This window comes from Saccharospirillum impatiens DSM 12546, from assembly GCF_000423605.1.
Lineage (GTDB): Bacteria > Pseudomonadota > Gammaproteobacteria > Pseudomonadales > Natronospirillaceae > Saccharospirillum > Saccharospirillum impatiens.
Window position 1 is genome coordinate 1 of record NZ_AUIH01000122.1, and the last position, 2341, is coordinate 2341.

General features: G+C 59.6%; 2 protein-coding genes. Both read left to right on the forward strand.

Translation table 11 applies throughout. From position 1 onward, the window contains the following. Positions 1-1488: IS21 family transposase (gene istA / locus G565_RS0120660; protein WP_028672500.1), on the forward strand; the 1488-nt coding region annotated here is incomplete at its 5' end. Positions 1489-1508: 20 nt separating this feature from the next. After that, positions 1509-2249: an IS21-like element helper ATPase IstB gene (gene istB / locus G565_RS0120665; protein ID WP_037340825.1), complete on the forward strand. Its 741-nt coding sequence runs from the start codon at positions 1509-1511 to the stop codon at positions 2247-2249. Positions 2250-2341: the final 92 nt, after the last annotated feature.

Sequence of the window (2341 nt, forward strand, 5' to 3'; positions counted from 1 at the left end):
GCCGAGCTCTCTATCCGGCAGATTGCACGCAGCCAGCAGCTCTCGGTGGGCGTTGTCTCCAAATACGTCAAACGTGCCGAAGCCTTGAAGCTGGGCTGGCCATTGCCGGACAGCCTGAGCGATCAGGTGCTGCTTCAGCAGCTCCAGCCCGAGAAGCACGTGGTCGCTACACTGGCCTTTACCGAACCCGACTTCCAGCACATACACCAGGAGCTCAAACGCAAGGGCATGACGCTGCAGTTGCTCTGGGAGGAGTATGCCGAGGCGCATCCGGAGCATTACAGCTACTCCCGCTTCACGGTCTTGTACCGAGCCTGGCGCGGCACCCAGCAGCTCAGCATGCGACAGATCCATCACGCTGGGGAGAAGCTGTTCGTGGACTACTGCGGTCCCACCTTGCCGGTCGTGAACCCCAGCAGCGGGTTAATCCGCACGGCCCAGGTGTTTGTCGCGGTACTGGGTGCTAGTTCTTACACCTACGCCGAAGCCACCTGGAGCCAGAGCCTGCCGGACTGGTTAAACGCACACGCCCGAGCCTTCGCCTTCCTGGGGGGCGTGCCCAGGGTGGTTATCCCCGATAACCTCAAAAGCGCCGTCACCAAGGCGTGTCGCTACGAGCCTGAGCTAAACCCCAGCTACCAGCAACTGGCCGAGCACTATGGTGTGGCGATCATCCCGGCCCGGCCTTACAAGCCGAAGGACAAAGCCAAGGCCGAGGTTGGCGTGCAGGTGGTTGAGCGATGGATCATGATGCGCTTGCGCCACCAGACCTTCCACAGTCTGGCCTCACTGAACCAAGCCATCCGCCTGCTGTTGGACGACCTGAACCAACGTCCGTTCAAGCAACGCCCCGGCAGCCGGGCGTCGGTCTTTGCCCAGTTGGATCAGCCCGCGTTACGGCCGTTACCCGAACAGCCCTATGTCTATCGCGACATCAAACAGGCCCGGGTGCATCTGGACTATCACGTTGCCTACGATCAGCACTTCTACTCCGTCCCGTACCAGTTGGTAAAGCAAGTGGTCCGGGTCCAGGCCGACGAGCACCTGATCACCCTCTTCCATGGCCAGAAACAAGTGGCCCAGCATGCCAGGGTGTATGGCGGCGGTCATACGACCGACCCCGCGCATATGGCCAAGGCTCACCTGCGGCATCAGGAATGGTCGCCGAAGCGGTTCCTGAGCTGGGCCGCGGGCATTGGCGAACACACCACCTATGTGGTCGAACATCAGCTCAGTGCCCGACGGCATCCGGAGCATGGCTATCGCGCCTGCCTGGGGCTGCTGAGTCTGGCCAAGAAATACACGCCGGAACGGCTCGAACGGGCCTGCCAGCGTGCACGGTTGCATAAGGCCATGACCTACAAAAGCATCAATACCATGCTCAGCAAGGGGCTCGACAATACGCCCTTGCCGGAAGGCGACGCCCACACCCAATCAGAACTGCCCCTAGTGCATGATCATGTACGCGGGCCTGACTATTACCACTGAGACATTAAGGACTAACCCCCATGCAAACCCTCATTACCCAACTGAATAGCTTGCGTCTGACCGGTATGGTCGATGCCCTGCAACAGCAACAATCCCAGCCAACCACCTACAGTGAACTGGGCTTCATCGAGCGACTGAGCCTACTGGTCAACAGCGAACTGACGGTGCGCGATCAGCGCAAGATCACCCGGCTGTTGAAGCAGGCCCGGCTGCGTGTCAGCGCCCATGCCAGTGACCTGAACTACAGCGCTGGCCGGGGCCTGTCGAAAGACACCGTGGCGCAACTGCTCAGTTACGACTGGGTGCATCACCATCGCAACGTGCTCATTGAAGGCCCGACCGGGACGGGTAAAACCTACCTGGCTTGCGTACTGGGCCAGGCCGCGTGTGAGCGCGGTCTTAGCGTGCGGTACTTCCGCGCCTCACGGCTGTTCGAGATGCTCACCATCGCTCACGCCGACGGCAGCTATGGACAGTTGCTCACCCAACTGCAAAAAGCGGACATCCTGATCATCGACGACTGGGGCTTGGAAGTACTCAAACGAGCCCAGCGAACGGACCTGCTGGAAGTACTGGAGGATCGCCACGATCGCGGCAGTACGATCATTACCAGTCAACTGCCGGCTCAGCACTGGCATGAAGTGATCGGAGATCCAACCCTGGCGGATGCCATCCTGGACCGCCTGCTGCACAACGCACACAAGCTGGTACTGAAAGGAGAGTCGCTGCGGAAAAAAACGGTAAAAGTTGCCAGTACGTGAACACCTAAGGTAAAAAGGAAAATCCAACAAGCGGCAGGGATGGGGTGTTCACGTAACGTAAAAATCGGTGTTCACGTTCGCAGTAATACGCA

Bases quoted from the DNA above. Each gene is read 5' to 3' on its own strand.
- istB (WP_037340825.1), top strand. From the start codon at position 1,509: ATGCAAACCCTCATTACCCAACTGAATAGCTTGCGTCTGACCGGTATG.